Consider the following 15,295-nt stretch of genomic DNA (forward strand, 5'->3'; position numbering starts at 1 on the left):
TGAGGGCGGTGAACAGGGTTTACTTCTTGACCAGCTTGCAGGTCGATTCGGACAGTTTGGTGTAGACCTCTTCGCCGGGCAGCGTGGCCACGACCTTGTAGTAGTCCCACGGGCCCTTGGACTCGGCGGGCGTCTTCACCTGCATCAGGTACATGTCGTGAATCATGCGGCCGTCTTCGCGCACATAGCCGCCCTGGGTGAAGAAGTCGTTGATCTTGTTCGACTTCATCCACTTCATCACGGTTTCGCCGTCGTCCGTGCCGGTGGCCTTGACCGCGTTCAGGTAGAAGGTCAAGGCGGAGTAGTCGCCGGCCTGCAGCATGGACGGCTTGCGGCCGACCTTGGCTTCGAACTTCTTGGACCAGGCGCGCGAGGCGTCGGACTGGTCCCAGTACCAGCCGTCGGTCAGGTACATGCCCTGCGTGGCTTGCAAGCCCAGCGAGTGCACGTCGTTGATGAAGACCAGCAGGCCGGCCATCTTCATGGTCTTGGTCACGCCAAATTCATTGGCGGCCTTGACCGAGTTGATGGTGTCGCCGCCGGCGTTGGCCAGGCCCAGGATCTGTGCTTTGGACGCTTGTGCCTGCAGCAGGAAGGACGAGAAGTCCGACGCGCCCAGCGGCGCGCGCACCTGGCCCTTCACTTCGCCGCCGGCGGCCTTGACCACCGCGATGGTGTCACGCTCCAGCGCGTGGCCGAAAGCGTAGTCGGCGGTCAGGAAGAACCAGCTCTTGCCGCCGTCCTTCACCACCGCCGAGCCGGTGCCGCGCGCCAGCGCCACGGTGTCGTAGGCGTAGTGCACGGTAAAGGGCGAGCACTGGGCATTGGTCAGGTCCGAGGCGCCCGCGCCGATGGCGATGAAGGGCTTTTTCTTCTCGGCGGCCACGCCGGCCATGGCCAGGCTGGTCGACGAGTTGGTGCCGGCGATGATGACGTCCACCTTCTGCTCGTCGAACCACTCGCGCACGCGCGCCGAGGCCACATCTGCCTTGTTCTGGTGGTCGGCCGAGACGACTTCGATCTTCTTGCCGTTGATCGAGCCGCCGGCGTCTTCGATCGCCATGCGCACGGCCTCCAGGCCGCCCTTGCCGTCGATGTCCGAATACACGCCGGACATGTCGGTGATGAAGCCGACGCGGATGACGTCGTCCGAGATGCCTTGCGCCTGGGCGGTGGCCCCGGCAAATCCCAGGCCGGCAGCGGCCAGTGCGGCAGTGATGGTGTGCAGCTTCATGGGATGACTCCTCTTCCCTTCGGTGTGTGGCGCCGGGAATTCCGGCGAAGACAGGCGGTTTGTTCTAGACGCCCAGCAACTCGTTGAGCGTGTCCTGTTTTTCTGCGAGTTCCGCGGCTTCGAAGTGCTCGACGATCTGGCCGTGCTCCATGACGTAGAAGCGATCGGCCAGCGGCGCGGCGAAGCGGAAGTTCTGTTCCACCATCACGATGGTATAGCCGCGCTGCTTTAGCGCCGTGATCATGCGGGCCAGGGCCTGCACGATGACCGGCGCCAGGCCTTCGGAGATCTCGTCCAGCAGCAGCAGGTTGGCGCCGGTGCGCAGGATGCGCGCCACCGCCAGCATCTGTTGTTCGCCGCCCGACAGGCGGGTGCCCGGGGAATGCCGGCGTTCCAGCAGATTGGGGAACATGTCGTAGATCTCGGTCAGCGACATGCCGCCGCCGAGCGAACCGACCACCGGGGGCAGCAGCAGGTTTTCCTCGCAGGACAGGCTGGCGAAGATGCCGCGTTCCTCGGGGCAGTAGCCCACGCCCAGGTGGGCGATCTTGTAGGTGGGCAGGTCGATGGCCTCGGTGCCGTGGATGCGGACCGAGCCCTTGCGCGAGCCGGTCAGGCCGAGGATGGCCCGCAGCGTGGTGGTGCGCCCGGCGCCGTTGCGTCCGAGCAGCGTTACGACCTCGCCCTGGCCCACGCGCATATCCACGCCGTGCAGGATATGCGATTCCCCGTACCAGGCCTGCAGGCCCGAAATTTCGAGTGCCGGGGTGCTCATGCATGTGCTCCTTGCAATTCGCCTTCGGTGGTGCCCATGTAGGCCTGCATCACGGCGGGGTGGCGAGAGACTTCGGCATACGAGCCTTCCGCCAGCACCGATCCGCGCGCCAGCACGGTGATGGTGTCGGCGATCGACGACACCACGTTCATGTTGTGTTCGACCATCAGGATGGTGCGGCCGGCGCTGACGCGCTTGATCAGCTGGGTGACGCGGTCCACGTCCTCGTGGCCCATGCCCTGGGTGGGTTCGTCCAGCAGCATCAGCTCGGGCTCCATCGCCAGCGTAGTGGCGATTTCCAGCGCGCGCTTGCGGCCGTAGGGCAGGTTCACCGTGGTTTCATCGGCGAAGGCGCCCAGATCCACCTGTTCGAGCAGCTCGCGCGCCGGCGCGTTCAGCGAGGCCAGCTGCCTGTCGCTGCGCCAGAAGTGGAACGACAGGCCGGTCTTGCGCTGCAGGCCGATGCGCACGTTCTCCAATACGGTCAGGTGCGGGAACACCGCCGAGATCTGGAACGAGCGGATCACGCCGCGCCGCGCGATCTGCGCGGGACGTTCGCCGGTGATGTCGACGCCGTTGAACTTGATGGTTCCCGACGTGGGGGAAAGGAACTTCGTCAGCAGATTGAAGCATGTGGTCTTGCCCGCGCCGTTCGGCCCGATCAAGGCATGAATCTCGCCCCGCTTGATACGCAAATCGACCCCATTGACCGCGACGAAGCCGCGGAACTCCTTGGTGAGGCCTTTTGTCTCCAGGATCGTGTCGTCCATGTCGCTGCACCAGCGTTGTATTTATAAGAGTGCCATCCGCCGCGTTGCGCCGGAGCCCCGCAGGGCCGAGAAAGCCGCGTGTAAATTCAACGTTTTCTCGAGAGTTGCGGCGAGTATGCGCACCTATTTCTCAAAATTCCATGAGGGTTTTTCATAGGTTTTGCAGTGCGGAAAGCTGAATTGTCAGGTAGCTGACAATGCGCGATTTCTAAAGGGCGAAAACGCGGCAAACGCGCGTAGCGCATCGCAACAAACGCGCCTTGATCGTCATCAAACTGACAAATATGCCGAGCCAGGGAAAACCCGGTTCGAGAACCGAACCGGCGGCGGCCGGAAACGGCCTGGATGAGCGCCGGCGTTAATGCCGGCGGGTTATCAAGCGGGTGTTTTCGGCTTGTATTCGCACAGGTCGGAAATGCCGCATTGCGGGCATTTCGGTTTGCGCGCCACGCACACATAGCGGCCAAGCAGAATCAGCCAGTGATGGGCGTTGAGCATATATTCGGCCGGTACGAACTTCTCGAGTTTGCGCTCGACTTCCAGCACGTTTTTTCCGGGCGCGATGCCGGTACGGTTGGACACGCGGAATATATGCGTGTCCACCGCCATGGTGTGTTCGCCGAACGCGGTGTTGAGCACCACATTGGCGGTCTTGCGGCCCACGCCGGGCAGCGCTTCGAGTTCCTCGCGCGTGCGCGGCACTTCGCCGCCATGCTGCTCGAGCAGGATGCGGCAGGTGGCGATGGCGTTCTTGGCCTTGGTGCGGAACAGGCCGATGGTCTTGATGTAGTCGGCCAGCCCTTCCTCGCCCAGCGCCAGCATCGCCGCGGGCGTGCCGTGCTCGGGGAAGAACTTGCGCGTGGCGATGTTGACCGACTTGTCCGTGGCCTGGGCCGACAGCAGCACGGCGATCAGCAGCTGGAACGGCGTGTCGTATTCCAGCTCGGTGGTCGGGTTCGGATTGGCCGCCTGCAGGCGGGCGAAGATCTCTCGGCGTTTGGCGGCGTTCATGGGCGCGGGGCGTTGCGGCGGGCCCGGGCGCGGGCCAGCGCGGATTCGATGGCGGAGCGTTTGCGGTCTTCGTCCTGTTCGGCCGCCGCGGTGTCGCGCGGCGCGGGAGCGTCGGGGATCTCGGCGGCCATCAGGCGCGCGTTGTCCGCCGCCAGACGCGCCAGGCGCGCCTGATGGCCGCGATGGCGCTGGCGGCTGATGTCGGCGTCCTCGGCGGTCCAGCCTCGTCCTGCCGGCACCATGTCGATGCAGTCGACCGGACAGGGCGCCACGCACAGATCACAGCCGGTGCACCAGTCGGCCAGCACCGTGTGCATGCGCTTGTTGGCGCCGACGATGGCGTCCACCGGACAGGCCTGGATGCAGAGCGTGCAGCCGATGCAATGGGCCTCGTCGATGCGCGCCACCAGCAGCGGGCCGGGCTGGCCGCGCGTCAGGTCCAGCGGCAGGATGGGTTGCTCCAGCAGCGCGGCCAGCGCGGCGATGCCTTCATCGCCGCCGGGCGGGCAGCGGTTGATGGGGGCTGCGCCGGCGGCGATGGCGTCGGCGTAGGGCCGGCAGCCGTCATGGCCGCACTTGGTGCATTGCGTCTGCGGCAATAGCGCGTCGATGCGGTCGGCGAGCGGGGGACAGGACATGGCGATTCGGTAGAAAACAAAAGGGGCCGCGTGGGCCCCGTGGACTTACGGTACGGCTGGAAGGCGGCGGGGGATGAGGACAGCGCCTCGTCCGGCCCGCGCGCGATCGCGGCGGGTGCCGCGCTTCAGGCCGATTGCCGGATGAATTCGGCGATTTTAGGACAGATCATCTCGCGCCAGCGGCGGCCCGAGAAAATCCCGTAGTGGCCGCAGTTCGGCGCGGTGTAGTGCTGCTTGCGGTCGGCCGGGATGTTCTTGCACAGCTTGATCGCCGCGCGCGTCTGGCCCTGGCCCGAGATGTCGTCCAGCTCGCCCTCGATGGTGAAGAGGGCGACCTGCTTGATATCGGCCGGGCGCACCAGCTTGCCGTCGACTTCCCAGGTGCCGTTCGGCAGCTGGACTTCCTGGAACACCATGCGGATCGTGTCCAGGTAGAACTCGGCCGGCATGTCCAGCACGGCGTTGTATTCGTCGTAGAAGCGGCGGTGCGCCTCGGCGTCGCTGTCGTCGCCGCGCAGCAGGTCCAGGTAGAAGTCGTAGTGCGACTTCATGTGGCGGTCGGGATTCATGGCCATGAACCCGGCGTGCTGCAGGAAACCCGGATAGACCTTGCGGCCCGATCCCGGATAGCGCGGCGGCACGGGGTGGATGACCTGGTTCTCGAACCACGAATAGGGCTTGGTCGTGGCCAGGCGATTGACCTGCGTGGGCGACTGGCGCGGGTCGATGGGGCCGCCCATCATCACCATGCTGCGCGGCTGGCAGGGATCGTTGGCCGAGGCCATCAGCGACACGGCGGCCAGCACCGGCACGGTGGGCTGGCACACGGAAATGACGTGCACGTCCGGGCCCAGGTGGCGGATGAAGTCCTGCACGTAGCGCACGTAATCGTTCAGGTGGAACGGGCCGGCCGACAGCGGCACCATGCGCGCGTCGATCCAGTCGGTCACGTAGACGTCGTGGGCGGGCAGCAGGGCGCGCACGGTGTCGCGCAGCAGCGTGGCATGATGGCCCGACAGCGGCGCCACCAGCAGGACCTTCGGGTCTTTCTGCGAGGCGTGCCGCACGTCGCGGTGGAAGTGCACCAGGCGACAGAAGGGCTTGTCCAGGGCCACGGCCTCGGTGATGCGGACGGACTTGCCGTCGATCTCGGTGGCGGGCAGGCCCCAGGCGGGTTTCTGGTATTCCTTGCCGATGCGGGTCATCAGCTCATAGCCGGCGGCCAGCTGACGCGAGATCGGGGTATAGGCAAGGGGACTGTAGGGGCTGGAGAACAGCTGGGAACCGGCATCCGTGAATGCAGCGAACGGAGTCAGGAAGGCGCGCTGCATTTCGTGCAATTGGTACAGCATTTCGAGATGTCCTTCTGGGGTCGTGCGTGTGTCCCGATTATTGCGCCGGGAAGTAAGTGTATTTCGAACTGATCTAAAAGAATTTGCCGGAAGGGACTGATTTTGTTGCTAAAAAGCGACTCGTCATATCTTTCACGCTAGTTTATGGCGGATTTTATGCCATGGCGTGATGTCGGATGGCGTATCCGGGGTCAGACGGAGTATGTAGGCGCGGCGGCGCCCGGCGGATACATCGGCTACGGCAATCGGTGGACCGACGCACCCCGGGCTGGCGCCGCACGTGGCTGTTGGCACACAATGGCGCATCACTGGCTTTGAGGAGCTGGGCATGCCCGTACAGCAGCATATGGAACAGGCCGTGCTGGCCGACCTGCGGCCGACGCAGATGACGGTGGGCGCGGCGGAGGTGGCGGTCAAGCGCTCGCAGTGGGCGCAACTCAAGCCCAAGGCGCGCGACAAGCTTCTGCAAAGCCACTGGTTTCCCGCCGTGCGCGGGCCGCGCGGACGCTTCTATATCGTCGATCATCACCATCTGGGCCAGGCGCTGACCCATGAAAAAGTGCAGAACGTATGGGTGATGCAGCTGGCCGACTTCAGCGGCGTCGAGACCGACCTGTTCTGGCGGCTCATGGAGTTCCATCACTGGGCGCATCCCTACGATGAAAAAGGCCAGCGCCACGACTTCGCGGCCATTCCCAAGCGCCTGACGCAATTGAGGGATGATCCTTACCGAAGCCTGGCCGGCGAGGTGCGCAAGGCGGGCGGCTATGCCAAGGACTCCGCGCCGTTCACCGAGTTCCTGTGGGCGGATTTCTTTCGCCCGTACTTCGGCAAAAGCGAGCTGGGCCATGTCGACGGCCAGGGCCTGCCGCAGGCCTGTGTCGTGTCGGCGGTGGCGCTGGCGCGCAGCGCCAGGGCGCGCTTTCTGCCGGGCTGGTCCGGCGTGGATGCGCCCGCCGCTCCCCGAGCCTGACATGCGTCTGCCAATGCCCGCCGGGGCCGACTGGGTGGCCGGGCTGTCCATCGCGGGATTGCTGTTGCCCGAGGCCGTCGCTTATGCCGGCATCGCCGGCGTGCCGCCGCAGGCCGGCGTGATGGCGCTGTTCGCGGGCCTGCTGGCGTATGGGCTGCTGGGCAGCAGCCGTTTCGCGATCGTTTCGTCCACGTCGTCGTCGGCCGCTGTGCTGGCGGCGGCCACCGCTTCGGTGCTGCATGTAAGCGACGACCTGCGCCATCTGATGGGCGTGGCCATGGTGCTGACGGCCGGCGTGATCTTCGTGGTGGCCGGCCTGGCGCGGCTTGGCTCGGTGTCGCAGTTCATCGCCAAGCCGGTGTTGCGCGGCTTTGCGCTGGGGCTGGCGCTGACCATTGTCGTCAAGCAGTTGCCGGTGGCGGTGGCCGTGCATCCGGCGCACAGCGATTTCCTGCGCTATGCCTGGGATCTGCTGAGCCAGTGGTGGCTGTGGAACCTGCATGGCCTGGCGATGATGCTGGCGGCGCTGCTGGCGCTGCGCCTGCTCGGGCGCTGGAAGGCGCTGCCGGGCGCCTTGCTGGTGATCGCGGCCGGCATCGGGCTCGACGCGCTGGGCTACTGCCAGGCCTGGGGCATCGCGCCAGTGGGGACGCTGGCCATCGGTGGCAGCCGGCCGGCGCTGCCATCGCTGGCCCTGGCGGACTGGCTGCGCGTGGGCCAGCTGGCCATGGCGCTTGCCTTGATCCTGTATGCCGAGTCGTACAGCTCCATCCGCAGCCTGGCGCTGCGCCATGGCGACGCGGTGTCGCCCAACCGCGATCTGGTGGCGCTGGGCGTGGCCAATGCGCTGTCCGCGCTGTTCCGGGGCATGCCGGTGGGGGCCGGGTATTCGGCCAGCTCCGCCAACGAGGTGGCCGGCGCGCGCAGCAAGGCGGCGGGCCTGGTCGCCTGCGCGGTGGTCGGCGTATTGGTGTGGCAGTTGCTGCCATGGATGGAGCGCATTCCCGAACCGCTGCTCGCGGCCATCGTCATCCATGCCGTGGCCCATACCCTGAGCCCAGCGGCGCTGCGGCCCTATTTCGCCTGGCGGCGCGATCGGCTGGTGGCGCTGGCGGCCTTCGTGGCGGTGATTCTGCTGGGCGTGCTCGACGGGCTGCTGCTGGCCATCGCGGTCAGCATCGCCATGCTGCTCAAGCGTTTTGCCGAACCACGCGTGAGTTGGCTTGGCCAATTGCCGCATTCACGCGATTACGTCGATACCGCGCGTCATCCCGAAGCCGCCTCGGTGCCGAATGTGTTGATCGCACGGCCCGAGGCGCCGCTGTTCTTTGGCAACGCCGACGCCATCTTCGCCGCCATCCGCGCGCGCATCGAGGCGCAGCGGGGCGCGGGCCTGCGCGCGGTGGTGCTGAGCATGGAGGAGTCGCCCGACCTGGACGGCACCAGCGTGGAAGCGCTGGCCGATTTTGCCGCGCAGATGCGGCAATGGAACCTGCCGCTGGTGCTGGCGCGGACCAAGGACGCCGTGCGTGAACTGCTGGCGCGCGTGGACATGGCCGCGTTGCCGGCCAGCGCCTATGTGGCGTGGAGCGTGGATGACGCGGTGGCGGCGCTGAACGACGCCGGCGAGTCGGAGACAGCGTCGGCGGGCTAGCCTGTCACCAATAATTTTCCACGGCCAGATTGCCGGGAATACCCCGGCGGCCGGGCTTGAAGCCGCGTTCGCCCAGCAGTTTGCGGGCATCGGCCAGCATGGCCGGGTTGCCGCAGAGCATGATCTTGGCGGTTTCCGGGTCCAGCGCCTGGCCGGCGAGCTGCTCCAGGCGGCCGTCGGCGATCAGGGTGGTCAGCCGTTCCTGCGGCATGCCGGGCAGGGCTTCGCGGGTGGCAATGGGCAGGTAGACGAGTTTGCGCGGATCGGCGGCGAAGTGGCTGGCCAGGTCCGGGCGGCGGGCGAGGCTTTCGATTTCCTCGCGGTAGGCCAGCTCTTCGGCGGTACGGACGCCGTGCACCAGGATGATGCGGCGGTAGGCGTTCCAGACCGCGGGGTCGCGCAGGATGGACAGGTAGGCGGACAGCCCGGTGCCCGAGGCCAGCAGCCACAGGTCGCCACCGGGCGCGAAGCGTTCCAGGGTCAGGAAGCCATAGGGCGCTTTTTCCACGTACAGCGCGTCGCCGGGTGCCAGGCGGGCCATGCGGGGACTGAACAGGCCTTCAGGGACCACGATGGAGTAGAACTCCAGCCAGGGCTGGCCGGGTGCCGACACCATCGAGTAGGCGCGCCACAGGGTAGGCGCGCCGTCGGGATCATCCGCCGCCGGCAGGCCGACCCGGGCGAACTGGCCGGGTTGGAAATCGTAGGCGTCGTCGCGCGTCACGCGCACCGAGAACAGCTTGCCGGGCACCCAGGTGTGGACGCTGGTGACGGTCTGGCGCGTGTATTTGGAGTCTTCGGTCATCGGGTTACCGCGTCGCGGACGGCCAGGGCGGCGCGCCGCGGGGCGCGGACTACTTTTCCAGGTATTGCAGCTTGTCCTGCACGCCGTTCCACTGGTCGGCGTCGGGCAGGGGCTTCTTGGCGCGGCTGATGCTGGCGAACTCGGGCGAGAGTTCGGCGTTCAGCGCGATGAAATTCAGCTGGTCCTGCGGCACGTCTTCTTCGGCGTAGATGGCGTTGGCCGGACATTCGGGGATGCAGACGGCGCAGTCGATGCATTCGTCCGGGTCGATCACGAGGAAGTTCGGACCCTCACGAAAACAGTCCACCGGGCACACGTCTACGCAATCGGTGTACTTGCACTTGATACAGTTTTCGGTGACTACGTGGGTCATTCTCAGGAACTCCGGGATCGGCGGCGTGTGTTTCGGCTTTATAGGTATTGCCGGGCGGATTTTAACCAATGCCGCGCCATCGCGTCCCGAATACCCGTATTGACATCGTGGCGCGAAGGGGGGAGAGCCCTGCGCTCTATGCTATGGTGTGGCGAAACGATACGCGCAATCATGATAATTACCTCGCTGCTCGACACCGACCTGTACAAATTCAGCATGATGCAGGTGGTTTTGCATCATTTCCCCGCTGCCCAGGTCGAGTACCGCTACAAATGCCGCACGCGGGGCGTGGATCTGCACCCGTATCTGGACGAAATCCGCGAGGAAGTGCATCAGCTTTGCCAGCTGCGCTTCACCGAAGACGAATTAAATTATCTGCGCGGCTTGCGTTTCATCAAGAGTGACTTCGTTGATTTCCTCGGGCTGTTTCACATGCCCGAGCGCTGCATCCATATCGCCGAGGGCGACGCGCCGGGCGAGATCAGCATCGAGGTCAAGGGCCCGTGGCTGCACACCATCCTCTTCGAGATCCCGGTGCTGGCCATCGTCAACGAGGTCTATTTCCGCAATACGCGCAAGCATCCCGACTGGGAAGAAGGCCGCAAGCGGCTGCAGTCCAAGATGCACCTGGTGCTGGACGATCCGGCGCTGGCTGATTTCCGCGTGGCCGAATACGGCACGCGCCGCCGCTTCTCCAAGGTCTGGCACGAGGAAGTCGTGTCCACCATGAAGGCGCAGATGGGGCCGCACTTCGCCGGCACCAGCAACGTGCTGCTGGCCAAGCAGCACGAGGTGCTGCCGCTGGGCACCATGGGCCACGAGTACCTGCAGGCCTGCCAGGCGCTGGGGCCGCGGCTGCGCGATTCGCAGGTGTTCGCGCTGGAGGTCTGGGCCAAGGAATACCGCGGCGACCTGGGCATCGCGCTGTCCGATGTCTATGGCATGGATGCCTTCCTGCGCGACTTCGACATGTATTTCTGCAAGCTCTTCGACGGTGCGCGCCATGATTCGGGCGACCCCTTCATCTGGGGCGAGCGCCTGCTCGAGCACTACCGCAAGAACCGCGTCGATCCGCGCGCCAAGACCCTGGTGTTCTCGGATTCGCTGACCTTCCCGCGCGCGATCGAGCTGGCGCGCCAGTTCGCCGGGCGCTGCAAGGTGTCGTTCGGCATCGGCACCAACCTCACCAACGACCTGGGTCATGAGCCGCTGCAGATCGTCATGAAGATGGTCCGCTGCAACGGCCAGCCGGTGGCCAAGGTGTCCGACGCGCCCGAGAAGACCATGTGCGACGATCCCGCCTACCTGGCCTATCTGCGCCAGGTCTTCCAACTGCCTCCCGCTTGAGACCGGCGCGCGGTAAAGTGCCGGTTCGACCGCATTGTTCCACCCACCCACTTGCACATTAGGGGAAATATTCATGAGCAGCATCAAGCGCTTCCACGTCGACAAGCGCCTGTCGGACATGGCCGTGTACAACGGCGTCGCCTACCTGGCTGGCCAGGTGCCCGATGACGCCACCCTGGACATCACCGGCCAGACCGCGCAAGTGCTGGCGACCATCGACCGCCTGCTGGCCGAGGCCGGCACGGACAAGACCAAGATCCTGATGGCCCAGATCTACGTGGCCAACATGAAGGAATTCGATGGCATGAACAAGGCCTGGGACGCCTGGGTCGCCGCTGGCAACTCGCCCCCGCGCGCCACCGTCGAGGCCCGTCTGGCCAATCCCGACTACAAGGTCGAGATCGTCGTGACAGCCGCCGTTGCCTGATCGCTGATCGGTTTGGCCAGCAAGGCGAATAGCCCACGCGATGCGTGGGCTTTTTCATTCGGGCATGTTCCCGGAATTGCCTGCGGGCGAGGCGGATGCGGGCCGGTTCAGCCGCCCAGCAGCATCAGTCCGGCCAGCAGTCCGCCCAGTTCCGCGCAGCGCTCCAGATCAGCCGCCGGCACGGTCTTGGGGGCGGCGATCTGCGCCGGCGTCTGCGCACCCAGGTTCACGATCAGGGCCGGCGCCGCCGCGCGCAGGCGCCAGCCTGTGCAGATGCGTTCGGTCTGCCGCGCCGCGCCCGCGCCGTCGCTGCCGGCGCTGATGGCGCAGGCATAGGGCAGGCCCTGGATGTGGTCCAGCGCGCCGTAGTAGCAGCGGTCGAAGAATTCCTTCATTTCCCCGCTCAGGCTGGCCAGGTTCTCGGGCGCGCAGAACAGGAAACCGCCGCTGGCCAGCAGATCGTCCACGCCGGCGTCGGCGGCGCGCTTGAGCGTGACCGCGAAACCGGCCTCGGGCGCCAGCTCGGCGGCGGCCGCCGCAGCGCCGTCGACCGCCGCCTCGGCCATCTGCCGCGCGGCGCCGGTGCGCGAATGCCAGACGATGAGCAGCGGCTTCATGCCAGCCGCTCCGCCGGATCCTGCCGGTAGTAGGCGCGCAGCATGGCATACCATTCGGGCAGCGCGTCGCGCATGGGCCAGGGGTCGACGAAGAAATGCTCGGAGCTGACGGCGAAGAACTCGGCCTCGTCGGTCGCCGCGTAGGGGTCCATCGGCAACTGGCCATACCAGGCGTCGGCCTCCTCGCTTTCCGGATCCACGTCGGGCGGGATGGCTGCTTCGACCGTGTCCAGCGCCGCGATGAAGCGTTCCAGGCTGTCTTCCAGCACGCGGCGCCAGGCGCGCGGCGCGATGTCGGGATGCGCCGCCAGCGAGGGCATGCCGTCGGCGTCGCCGGCCTGCAGGTCCAGCTTGTGCGCGAATTCGTGGATCACCACGTTGAAGCCGCCGTCCGACAGCTGCGCGTCTTCCCAGGACAGGATCACCGGGCCGCCATCCCAGGCCTCGCCGGCCGCGTCCTCGATGTACTCGTGCACCACGCCGTCGGCGTCCTGGCGCGAGCGGGGGATGCGGAAGCCGGCGGGGTAGACGATGATCTCGTTCCAGCCTTCGTAGAGCGAGGGCGTCAGGTTCAGGATGGGCAGGCTGGCCTGCGCGGCGATCGACAGGCGCATCGCGTCCGTGACGTCCAGGCCCTGCGCGCCGTTGATCGACTTGCTGGCCAGCAGCCAGGCCGAGCGCGCGAGCAACTGCGCGCCTTCCTGGTCGTCCAGCGCGGCCAGGAAGGGATGGGCCCGCAGCACCTGGTGCCAGAGTTCGGGTGAGATGCGGGCCTGCATTTCGGCCACGGCGGACGGGCGGGCGCCCCGGCCCTTGAGCCAGCGCAACATGGGCGTCGATTCCTTTGCGTGTGTTTTTCGGGTCTGGGTTGTTTCGATATGCCCGGGGCGCCGGTTTCCGGGCCGCGGTCCCGGGCGCCATTTCAGTGTGGGCAGACGCTAGTGTAGAGTGTCGAAATATTCTGATCGTTCCCCTGTAATCTGCCTAATTTTCCCGTCATGTCAGCCTCGCCCGTTCCAGACGCGCCTACGCCTTTCGACGCTTCCTGGCGGCAGGAGGCGGGAGATGGCCTGGATGCCGACGGCCTGGCGCTGATCGACCAGGCCGTGGCCTGGGCCGAGCCGCGCTTCGAGGGCCAGCAGGCCCTGACCGGGGAGTCGCTGGCCTCGCACGGAGCGGGCGTGGTTCGCATCCTGGCCGGCATGCATACCGACGCGGCTACCCGCGCGGCGGCCCTGCTGGCCGCTTTGCCCACCGACCTGACCGCGCCCGCGCCGGCGCTGCGCAATGATCCGGTCGCCGCCGCGTTCGGCCAGGAAGTGGCGCGGCTGGTGCAGGGCACGCGGGCGCTGCTGCGTCTGGGCGTGGTGGCCCGGCACGCCAGCGACGTCGCCGCCGAAAGCGGTTCGCAGAAGGAAATGCAGCGCAAGATGCTGCTGGCCATGGCCGCCGACCTGCGCATCGTGCTGATGCGGCTGGCCTCGCGGCTGCGCACGCTGCGCTGGCACGCCGAGAGCAAGACGCCCTGTACCGTCGAGTTCGCGCGCGAGACCCTGGACCTGTACGCGCCGTTGGCCAACCGGCTCGGCATCTGGCAGATCAAGTGGGAAATGGAAGACCTTGCGTTCCGTTTCCTGGAGCCCGACCGCTACAAGCAGATCGCGCGCCTGCTGGAAGAAAAGCGGGTCGAGCGCGAGGCCTTCATCGCCGGCGCGATCGAGCGCCTGCAATCGGCGCTGGCCGCCAGCGGCGTGCACGCCGAGGTCAGCGGCCGGCCCAAGCATATCTACAGCATCTGGAACAAGATGCGCATCAAGCGTCTGGACTTCGCCCAGATGTACGACCTGCGCGCGCTGCGCGTCATCGTCGACGACGTGCGCGACTGCTATACGGCGCTGGGCATGGTGCACGAGATGTGGACGCCCATCGCCGAGGAATTCGACGACTATATTTCGCGGCCCAAGCCCAACGGCTACCGCTCGCTGCACACGGTGGTGGCTGACCACGACGGCCGGCCGTTCGAGGTGCAGATCCGCACGCGCGAGATGCACCAGTTCGCCGAGTACGGCATGGCCGCGCACTGGCGCTACAAGGAAGCCGGCGCCAAGGGCGGGCAGGTCTCCGCGTCCAGCGAATATGACCGGCAGCTGTCGTGGATGCGCCAGCTGCTGGCCTGGAACAGCGAGGTCGAGGCGGGCGATCAGGCCCCGGTGGTTCCGGCCGCGCCGGAACCGGCCAGGCCGGCGACGCGCGGCGCGGGCAAGACGCGCCAGGCCGCCGCCGAACCGGCCCAGAGCGACGAACGCATCTACGTGATGACGCCGCAGGCGCGTGTGATCGAGCTGCCGGCCGGCGCCACGCCGGTGGATTTCGCCTATCACCTGCACACCGACCTGGGGCATCGCTGCCGCGGCGCGCGTGTCGATGGCCAGATGGTGCCGCTGCAGACCCGGTTGTCCACGGGGCAGACGGTCGAGATCATCTCGGCCAAGTCCGGCGGTCCGTCGCGCGATTGGCTCAACCCGCAACTGGGCTTCCTGGCCAGTCCGCGAGCCCGCTCCAAGGTCCGCATGTGGTTCAACGCCATCGAACTGCAGCAGCGCATCACGCAGGGGCAGGCGCTGGTCGAAAAGGAACTGCAGCGCCTGGGCAAGACCGCCGTCAACCTGGAGCAGCTGGCCCAGAACCTGGGCTTTGCCCGCGCCGACGACCTGTATGTGGCGGCGGCCAAGGAAGAATTCAGCCTGCGGCAGATCGACGCGCTGTTCCAGCAGCCCGCGCCGGCCGCAGAGCCCGTACCCGCGGCCCTGCGCGGCGCCAGCGCCGAGAGCGCCGAGAAAAGCGGCAAGAGCGGGGTGCTGGTGGTGGGCGTGGGTTCGCTGCTGACGCAGCTGGCGCGCTGCTGCCGCCCGGCGCCGCCGGACGCCATCGCCGGCTTTGTCACCCGAGGCCGCGGCGTGTCCATCCATCGTCGCGATTGTCACAGCTACCTGGCGCTGGCCGAGCGCGAGCCGGAACGCGTCATCGAGGTGGCCTGGGGCGAGACCTCGGACACGTTCTATCCGGTGGACATCAGCGTGCGCGCGCACGACCGTTCCGGCCTGCTGCGCGACCTGTCGGAAGTGTTCGCGCGGCTGCGCCTGAACGTGGTGGGCGTGAACACGCAGAGCCGGCAGTCGCTGGCGCACATGGTGTTCACGGTGGAAGTGCGCGGCGGCGAATCGCTGACCCGTGCGCTGGATGCCCTGGCGGAGGTCCAGGGCGTGTCGTCGGCCGTCAGGCGCTGAGCGACAGGTCCCGCCGCCCGGCAAGGACGGCG

Annotated in this window: 15 protein-coding genes; 5 read left to right on the forward strand and 10 right to left on the reverse strand. The window is 66.7% G+C overall.

The genetic code is table 11. The annotated features are described in order from the left end of the window. Positions 1 to 19 precede the first annotated feature (19 nt). The 6 genes from C2U31_RS12620 to C2U31_RS12645 form a co-directional block, all read right to left on the reverse strand. Positions 20 to 1,234, reverse strand: a complete 1,215-nt coding sequence (locus C2U31_RS12620; protein WP_103273106.1) for an ABC transporter substrate-binding protein — start codon at positions 1,232 to 1,234, stop codon at positions 20 to 22. 64 nt (positions 1,235 to 1,298) lie between these two features. Beyond that, positions 1,299 to 2,009 carry an ABC transporter ATP-binding protein gene (locus C2U31_RS12625; RefSeq protein WP_103273107.1) on the reverse strand — a complete coding sequence of 237 codons (711 nt, stop codon included), beginning with the start codon at positions 2,007 to 2,009 and terminating at the stop codon, positions 1,299 to 1,301. After that, on the reverse strand, positions 2,006 to 2,779 hold the full coding sequence (locus C2U31_RS12630) for an ABC transporter ATP-binding protein (RefSeq protein WP_103273108.1): 774 nt from the start codon (positions 2,777 to 2,779) through the stop codon (positions 2,006 to 2,008). Before C2U31_RS12630 ends, C2U31_RS12625 begins: the two co-directional genes overlap by 4 nt. Positions 2,780 to 3,154: 375 nt before the next feature. After that, the gene (gene nth, locus C2U31_RS12635; protein ID WP_103273109.1) at positions 3,155 to 3,790 is read right to left on the reverse strand and encodes an endonuclease III; all 636 of its coding nucleotides are present in this window, start codon (positions 3,788 to 3,790) and stop codon (positions 3,155 to 3,157) included. Next, a complete protein-coding gene (gene rsxB / locus C2U31_RS12640) occupies positions 3,787 to 4,428 on the reverse strand; it encodes an electron transport complex subunit RsxB (RefSeq protein ID WP_103273110.1) in 642 nt (213 codons plus the stop codon). Before rsxB ends, nth begins: the two co-directional genes overlap by 4 nt. A 125-nt stretch (positions 4,429 to 4,553) precedes the next feature. Continuing rightward, positions 4,554 to 5,780, reverse strand: a complete 1,227-nt coding sequence (locus tag C2U31_RS12645) for a polyhydroxyalkanoate depolymerase (RefSeq protein WP_103273111.1) — start codon at positions 5,778 to 5,780, stop codon at positions 4,554 to 4,556. Positions 5,781 to 6,108: 328 nt separating this feature from the next. Here C2U31_RS12645 and C2U31_RS12650 point away from each other — a divergent pair, with 328 nt between their 5' ends. After that, positions 6,109 to 6,753 carry a ParB-like protein gene (locus tag C2U31_RS12650; protein ID WP_103273112.1) on the forward strand — a complete coding sequence of 215 codons (645 nt, stop codon included), beginning with the start codon at positions 6,109 to 6,111 and terminating at the stop codon, positions 6,751 to 6,753. Between the two features lies 1 nt (position 6,754). Beyond that, a complete protein-coding gene (locus C2U31_RS12655) occupies positions 6,755 to 8,407 on the forward strand; it encodes a SulP family inorganic anion transporter (protein ID WP_103273113.1) in 1,653 nt (550 codons plus the stop codon). A gap of 4 nt (positions 8,408 to 8,411) precedes the next feature. Here C2U31_RS12655 and C2U31_RS12660 read toward each other — a convergent pair whose 3' ends face one another. Beyond that, a complete protein-coding gene (locus C2U31_RS12660; RefSeq protein WP_103273114.1) occupies positions 8,412 to 9,212 on the reverse strand; it encodes a ferredoxin--NADP reductase in 801 nt (266 codons plus the stop codon). Positions 9,213 to 9,261: 49 nt separating this feature from the next. Beyond that, positions 9,262 to 9,585 (reverse strand): ferredoxin FdxA, encoded by a 324-nt coding sequence (gene fdxA, locus C2U31_RS12665; RefSeq protein ID WP_103273115.1) that lies wholly within the window; start codon positions 9,583 to 9,585, stop codon positions 9,262 to 9,264. A gap of 171 nt (positions 9,586 to 9,756) precedes the next feature. Between fdxA and pncB the strand changes: the two genes are divergently transcribed. Then, entirely contained in the window at positions 9,757 to 10,932 is a 1,176-nt protein-coding gene (gene pncB / locus C2U31_RS12670) for a nicotinate phosphoribosyltransferase (RefSeq protein ID WP_103273116.1), read from the forward strand. A 73-nt stretch (positions 10,933 to 11,005) separates the two neighbouring features. After that, complete coding sequence (locus C2U31_RS12675; RefSeq protein WP_103273117.1) at positions 11,006 to 11,359, forward strand: RidA family protein; 354 nt, start codon at positions 11,006 to 11,008, stop codon at positions 11,357 to 11,359. 107 nt (positions 11,360 to 11,466) lie between these two features. Here C2U31_RS12675 and C2U31_RS12680 read toward each other — a convergent pair whose 3' ends face one another. Both C2U31_RS12680 and C2U31_RS12685 read right to left on the reverse strand, forming a co-directional pair. Next, a complete protein-coding gene (locus C2U31_RS12680; protein WP_103273118.1) occupies positions 11,467 to 11,976 on the reverse strand; it encodes an NAD(P)H-dependent oxidoreductase in 510 nt (169 codons plus the stop codon). Continuing rightward, entirely contained in the window at positions 11,973 to 12,806 is an 834-nt protein-coding gene (locus tag C2U31_RS12685) for a zinc-dependent peptidase (protein ID WP_103273119.1), read from the reverse strand. Before C2U31_RS12685 ends, C2U31_RS12680 begins: the two co-directional genes overlap by 4 nt. Before the next feature lie 168 nt (positions 12,807 to 12,974). On the opposite strand from C2U31_RS12685, the gene C2U31_RS12690 reads away from it, so the two are divergent. Further along, entirely contained in the window at positions 12,975 to 15,263 is a 2,289-nt protein-coding gene (locus C2U31_RS12690) for a bifunctional (p)ppGpp synthetase/guanosine-3',5'-bis(diphosphate) 3'-pyrophosphohydrolase (protein ID WP_103273120.1), read from the forward strand. Positions 15,264 to 15,295: the final 32 nt, after the last annotated feature.

The sequence above is a fragment of the Achromobacter sp. AONIH1 genome, from assembly GCF_002902905.1.
Taxonomy (GTDB): domain Bacteria; phylum Pseudomonadota; class Gammaproteobacteria; order Burkholderiales; family Burkholderiaceae_B; genus Achromobacter.